The 6,789-nt window shown below is 55.6% G+C and carries 4 protein-coding genes; 1 reads left to right on the top strand and 3 read right to left on the bottom strand.

Annotated elements, in window-relative coordinates; genetic code table 11:
• Positions 1 to 10: 10 nt before the first annotated feature.
• The 3 genes from N4G42_RS25000 to N4G42_RS24990 all read right to left on the bottom strand — a co-directional run bounded on the left by N4G42_RS25000 (position 11) and on the right by N4G42_RS24990 (position 5,254).
• Positions 11 to 364, bottom strand: coding sequence for a hypothetical protein (locus N4G42_RS25000; RefSeq protein WP_260669111.1), 354 nt, complete (start codon positions 362 to 364; stop codon positions 11 to 13).
• A gap of 286 nt (positions 365 to 650) precedes the next feature.
• Complete coding sequence (locus N4G42_RS24995; RefSeq protein WP_260669110.1) at positions 651 to 1,037, bottom strand: hypothetical protein; 387 nt, start codon at positions 1,035 to 1,037, stop codon at positions 651 to 653.
• Positions 1,034 to 5,254 carry an RHS repeat-associated core domain-containing protein gene (locus N4G42_RS24990; protein WP_260669109.1) on the bottom strand — a complete coding sequence of 1,407 codons (4,221 nt, stop codon included), beginning with the start codon at positions 5,252 to 5,254 and terminating at the stop codon, positions 1,034 to 1,036. Before N4G42_RS24990 ends, N4G42_RS24995 begins: the two co-directional genes overlap by 4 nt.
• Positions 5,255 to 6,171: 917 nt before the next feature.
• Here N4G42_RS24990 and N4G42_RS24985 point away from each other — a divergent pair.
• On the top strand, positions 6,172 to 6,606 hold the full coding sequence (locus N4G42_RS24985; RefSeq protein ID WP_260669108.1) for a hypothetical protein: 435 nt from the start codon (positions 6,172 to 6,174) through the stop codon (positions 6,604 to 6,606).
• Positions 6,607 to 6,789 lie beyond the last annotated feature (183 nt).

Here is a 6,789-nt window from a genome sequence, read left to right as displayed (position 1 = left end):
CACAATTCCGTCAGAAATCCTTTGTGAGGATTTGAGCCTTTGTCTGCTCCGCAACGGCTTGACTCATCGAGGGGAACTGGAGCGATATCCGAACTTTGCCTAGATTGGCTGCAACCTGCGTGTCGCCTAGAGCGCGGCTGAAGAACGTAAAGATGGCTTGCTGCCCGCTGTCATGCACCATGAAGACAAGCAGCAGGTTCGTCGCAGAACTTCCATGCTTTTGCATCCAAGCAATGAAACCTTCGCGGAATTGCTCGAAGTCTTCCTCAGGACCGACGGCGCTCGTCCATGTGACTACTGTTGAGAGCATGTGCTCCTTGCGGAAGAGTCCCGCCCGCTTCGATCCATTAAGGAACTTGATCACTGAATCTCCGTTGACTTTTTGGACGACCGCTCATGGCCGATTGCGACAGGTGACTGAGCATACCTTCTACGAGTGTTGAGGCTGCTGGACAGGCCGGTCATCATCACCAGAATGCGCACACCTCAACATCGAGCTAAAGGTAATGATGCTCATGGCATCTAATGCCGCCAGTGCCGCTGCTTTGTGCGGTCTGCTCAAGGCCCAGCAGGCGGGCGGGCCTTGCTGGGTTTAGATCCAAATTGGGCGCTACTGCTTGATAGCGTGTAGGCGGAATTACCTTGGCATATCAAACAATTTTTGCCTCTGCAATTTTTGCAAAAATTCTTAAAAAATGATCGGCATCGAATCTAAAAAATAGATGATCCTCTGTCGTAGATAAAAATTCACTCAGAAGCCAGTCGTAATCCACATCATCCGGATTTTTGTATCCAATTTCCGAGATAAATAAATTCCTGCCATTTGCGGGGAGAACATCCGACTCAAGAAAACACACCCCAAAAAAAACAATTTCAACATCCTGCCCCCCAACGGAATCAGGCAGCCTTTGAAAACGGATGTGAAAATTACCCCCATTATTCCAGAGGTCGGCTATTTTATAATCATTATGCAGGTCAAAATATCCCGCTTCAAAAGATAGTCCTACTGCTTCCACTATCTCGAAATTTCTGATCATTGGCGTCTCTCTAAGTATCGTCTTGCACTACGAATATCGCTCTGGGTGGCAGGCCGAAGTTCCGATTGTCTCTCGGTAGTGTTATACACGGGTTGCAAGTGCGGAGGAGCACGCCAATTTCGGGCTGACTCTTTGGTATGAGGTGTAGGAATGCCATTATGCGACCGACCGATTAAGTCAATTTGCAACTGAAATTCTTCGCTTCGAAGGGTAACTCTACTTCTGCCCCCATTGAGCGGAACGAGCGATGCCGCTTGCTCTTCAATAGAGATCGATCTATTTGAGCAGACTGAACTTTGCTGGAGTCTTTGAAGCAAGCCTTGTAGCTGCCCAATATTTGCGACCGTGTACCCCTGTCCCGGGAGAGATATATAACTGTATTGATAGTTCGGCTGGTACTGCAGAATCTGATTGGTGAGGCGAGCTCCTTGAAAATTGAGCTGCACCTGCCCCCAGCTAGGAGCCGTCGGTGCCGCAGCCCGTCTAGTTAAGCCTTCGTCATCTGCGAAGTTCAGCGGGTCCGCATCCACATACCCAAACCGATTCCACCCCCCATCCAGCCCAATCGGATCACTCTGGATGTAACGCCCGCTGGCGGGGTCGTAGTACCGATTCAGGTTGTAGTTCAGTCCCGTCTCTTCATCCCACTGCTGCCCTGGGTAGCGCAGGTTGAAGCTCACTGCCTCGCTATAGACCTTGCCGTTGTCTATGCCGTTGATGGCATAGCCCTTGGCGCCCAGCGTGGGAGGCACCTCGCCAAATCCCGTAATCAACCACTGCCAGGCCACCTGACCTTGGGTGTTGGTCAGCCGCCTTGGCGTGTTCAGGTGGTCACTTTCGATGGCATATAGCCGCCCGTTGATTTGCGCTGCGACTGGCATGGGTCCACCGGCGGTCGGCAGATAAATGACCTCTGTGCTGTCCATCTCGCCAGCAGGCGCCGCGCTGGTGGCGCTCCTGCGGTTGCCGTACTGACCCAGCACAGTGGAGCCAATGCCGTCATCCGCATAGACGGCATGCTCGGTCAGGGGTGTTGTGGTGGACAGGCGGGCATCGCTCTTGGATAAGCGCTGCGCCAGTGCGTTGTAGACATAGTTGATGGCTTGCTGGGAATTGGCATCTGCATTCAGGCTGACCTTGGCTATGCGGCCTTGGGCAGTCTGGTGCAGATAGTTGTCGCCTTTCTTGGTCAGGGCACCACTGGCATCCAACTGATAACTGACCGTGCTGTTCTGGCTGGTGGTGCTATCCGCGGGCTTGAAGGCCTGCGTGTAGCCGCTCATTCGGTTGGTGCCGCTGGTGATTTGCACATTGCGCTGCAGCGTGGCCGTGCCAGCAGGAGTGGTGGTGCTGTAGAAGGCCTGCGTGCGGTTGCCGTTGGCGTCATAGGCATAGCCCATGCTGTTGGGTCCGATCACGTCACTCAGACTCCAGCCACTGGGTAGCACCTGACCGGGCGGGGCACTGTGTGCGCTTGCCGTGAGGCGGCCTGCACTGTTGTAGGTGTACGCACTGGACAGCCCCACCTGTTGGGCCACCGTGCTGCTGGCAGTGGGCAGCATGTGCTGCTGGGTGATTTGACTGATGCGGCCGGCACCGTCCCAAATGAGTTGAAGCAGCTTGCTGCTCGCCAGTTGGCCGGCTGCTGTGTAGGTGCGTTGCTCTGTCAGCGGCTGCGCATTTGCAGGAGGCGGTGCAGTGAAGCCACTCCATTGCCAACCTGTGGGCTGACCCAGGGGATTCCACGTGATGCCGGTAACCAGTGGCTGGCCGTTCCAATGCAGTGCTGTGAGTTGCCCGGTGCTGTTGTACACGTGGGCTAGGGATTTGCCGCTACCGTAGGTAATGGTGTCAAGCAACCCAGCGCCTGCACTGCCTGCGGGGTGGTAGCTGTAGGAAATGCTGCGCGTGTTGCCACCTGCAAGCGTTTGAGTCTTGCGGGTGATACGCCCCAGAATGTCGCGCTGGTAAGTGGTCGTGACCCCCGAGTCCTGCACTTCAGACAGGTAGCCGACGCTTGCCTGTGGTGCGCCTGGTGCGTTGTAGGTGACGCCTGGCAGGTCGTAACGCAGCGTGGTGCTGGTGTTGTCTGCGTATTGCAGCAACGTGGGGCGTCCCAAAGCATCACGCGTGATGGTGGTGGCGCGCCCCAGCGCGTCGGTCACTTGCTTGGGCAGACCAAGCGTGTCGTAGGTAGCCTTTTGAGTGCCACTGTCCGACGATGTTTCTTGGGTCGCATTGCCACGGGCATCACGCACAAACGTGGTCGGAATGCCCTTGAAGTCCGTTGTACTGAGGAGATTGTTGACTACATCGTACCTAGCATCAACGCCAGCCCCTGAAGGTTGATAAACAGCAGAGAGCCTTCGCTTCTCGTCGCGCCTCGAACTGTAGACTTCGTTGAGCGCATTCGTGACCTTCACGAGGTCTACGTTGGTGTCGTACTCGAACGTTTTTGGCTGCGAGCCTCCGAGGTTCTCTCCGGATACGCGGTTCAGGACGTTGATCGAACGAGACAGCGTCCATACGGTCTGCCCTGCCACATCTAAGACCTGTTCATTCAGGCGATTGCCCATGGCATCAAGTGAATAGGCGCCCTTGCTGCCGCGGTTATCTGACCACCCTGTCAGGCGATGGGCCGGGTCATAGGTGTAGCTGAGCACGTAACCATCATGCGAACTGATTGAAGCGATCAGTCCTGTGGGGTGATACGTGAACAACTGGGTCAGCCCATCGGTCACGGTGCTGCGCAGTCTTCCACGGGTGTCATAAGTGAACTGGGTGACAGCACCTGAAGGGCTGGTCTGAGTCAAGACACGTCCGCTTGCGTCGTGGGTGAACAATGTCTGCTGGCCATTCGGTGCGATGACCTTGGACAAATTGCCCACTGCGTCGTAGGCATATTGGGTCACTGCGCCATTGGCTTCGGTTGAAGTTGCCAGCAACCCTGTTGGGAAGTACGTCCAACTGCGTGTCGTCACGACCCCTGAAGTTTTGTCAGTGACAGATTCAGAAGTGCGATTGCCATTTGCGTCGTAGGAATAGACGGTGGATCGCTTGACCTCATTGAGCGAGACGGGAACCCTGAAGTTGGAGTGCCAGACATATCCCGCCATTTCGACATTGGATGAATAGGCGCCTTCTGAGATCTGAATAGGAAGACGTCGCGTCTCATCCCACTGGTAGTAGGTCGGCCAGTAGCGGTACCAATAGTCGAAGTACCGTGTTTCATTCACCAGCCCCGCTGCAGAGAACCCCCGGATGAATATGGCATCGTCCATTTCCGCGCTTGGCGTCGACATGTAGTCAACGCCTGCACGAGAATTGGAGAAGAAGTGTGTGCGATAGGACCGGACGGTTCCGAGCGGGTCCGTGACCTTGAACCCTCGCGTGGTACTGCGGCCTTCATACGCGACGGTAAATTTATATGCGGCGCCTGCTAGTTCTGTGGAGACAGCGCGTCCAGTGCTGTCATAGCCATACGTCGAATACCGTGTCCCCAGTTCGTCGAGGATGCCCGTGAGTGCCAGGGGAAATCTGCTGTCCTCATACACGTAGCCGCGCTGCGATCCGTCGGGGTAAAGCACTTTGCTCAGTGCCGTGCCGTATTGATACTGCACATCGGTGTTGTCTGGTGTGCGCACTCGTGTAAGCCGGCCCGCTGCGTCGTAGAAGAAGCTCAGTGACCTTCCAAACTGATTCGTCACCTTTTGCAGATTTCCGTCCGGCGAATAGGCGTAGGACATGGTCCAGCCATTGGGCTCTCTCCGCTTGATCAGGCGTCCCAGCGTATTGAACTCCCACTGCACATCCGTTTCCTTGTGCGTGTAGAGGTATGACAGGACTTCTTGAGTAAGACCATTCAACTTCGTGGTCAGTTGCGCCCCCGACTCGGTGGTCTTCCAGTCAGTGGAGTTATCCAGCGGCGATGTTTTGGTGCGGTAAAAAACATGGACATCACCGTTCTCCAGCGCTACGAGCGCACGAGCGTTTTTGTTCGCCCTCGGTTCACTGAACTTGATAGCAGCGTGAAAGCTATGAACCCAACTCTTACCCAATGGTGAGCCTTCGACTTCCGAAAGAAGCGGCCAGTCCGCCTTGGTCACCCATGACGATCTATGGACACGCTGCAGGGTCAGCGGATGTGCCCCCTGATCTACATAGTCGGTTTCACGTTGGAATTTTTCAGCGGTGGCTGTAATGATGGGGTTGCCCACCGTCGCTCCATCCTGTGGGGGCGAGGCCGGCGTTTCGTCGGTAGGACATGACTCACAGAGCTTTGGGGGAATGGACAGACCTCTTCTGCACTCGTAGCCGTCGGCCACGTCATACCGAGTCCATCCTTCGTCGCAGCCGAGTTCGCGGGTTCGCAGTGCAAGCACACCGATCGACTGTTCAGGAACGGCTGCGGTTGCGCTACACGCAGGGGGCTGAGGTTGACCAGCTGGCGCCGTAGGCGTGTAGGTTCGAGAACCTCTCATCACGGCAAAGGCACGAGTGGAGATCCCGTTCTTCGACTGCGACTCGACGTTCCAACAGAGATTGGAACTGTAGTTTTGGCCGGGGGCGCTCCACTGCGGCGGCTCGATATTTGCGGGACATTCTCCGCCATACCAACATGCAGCTTTCTGAGATACCGCCGCATCTGAACCTGTAGGCTCTGTCCAGCCGCATGCAACTGCCGCATTCATCAAAGGCATGAACGCGCCAGCCTCAAAACATAAGCTCCGAGCTTCGCTCACGATCTTGGGATCGGAGCACTCGTCAGCCCCTCCGTTTTCAACACACGCACCACTTTGTGCATGGGTTGAATGGACTGGCATGGCGCAAACGAGGGCCAATGCCAGCAACCTCACTGTCACGGAGGCCACTCTTAATGATTTGCTAGCGCGCAGCATCACGCTGGCGAAGTTCCACTCAGGCACTTGCATGCTTCCCCTCCCAAACGATTCTTAATGTTACATCTCCACATTGAGCTAGAGATGGTTTCCAGCTTGATGCCGGTTGTCTCATGAAACTAGCATGGTTGGGCTTGTGTCAGGAAACAAAACGTATCGCTCTCCGGGTCGGGGGTTTCGCAGTCGCGCCCCATCACCTTACCGTCACGCGGAATCCGGCCAGAAGCAGCCCTTAGATGAATAACTCCGTGTCTGACCGAAAACTTGAACAGGGACTTTGGGGTGTCTCCTGGAACGCCGCCCAGGAGGACCTAGAACTAGCCCACCCCGGTGGTAAGTGGAATCGACGGACGGACGCCGGCACTGCTTATCTCGAATACAGCGTGAAGAGTCAGGGGATGCTTTTCGGCGCTAAGTTGGTCGGACATCTACCCTTGAAGTTCGTCTTCGATGTAGATGGAAACCAGCCGCTGAAATCACTGTCCTGCTGGCTTCGAGTGCCGTTGGGCGGGGTGCCCAGTACCGTAGAAAGAATCGAGGCTGCCTGTGGGCCATTTCTCGTGTCCAACATTCGAAGCGGGGAGTACTGGACGCAATTCTTGCATCCGGGCTTTGTCGTTTTGTTGCAGTCGAGGACACCGTTGGGCAACAACATGATCGCCTCTATTTGACGGCGAGCTATCACCGGAACGAACCAATGGCGTAGTTGGCGTGGTTCAGCTGTTGAGCGTCTGCTTTGGCGACGAGCGTAAGGCGGCTTTGGGCGCCGAATTCTGCCGTAGAAGAGCGCCAGAACAGGAGGCTGGCGACCGGTCATCGGTGTCGGCTGAGTGGATACATGGAAATGGACTTAG

The organism is Acidovorax sp. K2F, from assembly GCF_025246485.1.
Lineage (GTDB): Bacteria > Pseudomonadota > Gammaproteobacteria > Burkholderiales > Burkholderiaceae_C > Acidovorax > Acidovorax delafieldii.
The sequence above is the reverse complement of the archived record's forward strand: the minus strand, read 5'-3'. Positions and strand labels throughout refer to the sequence as shown.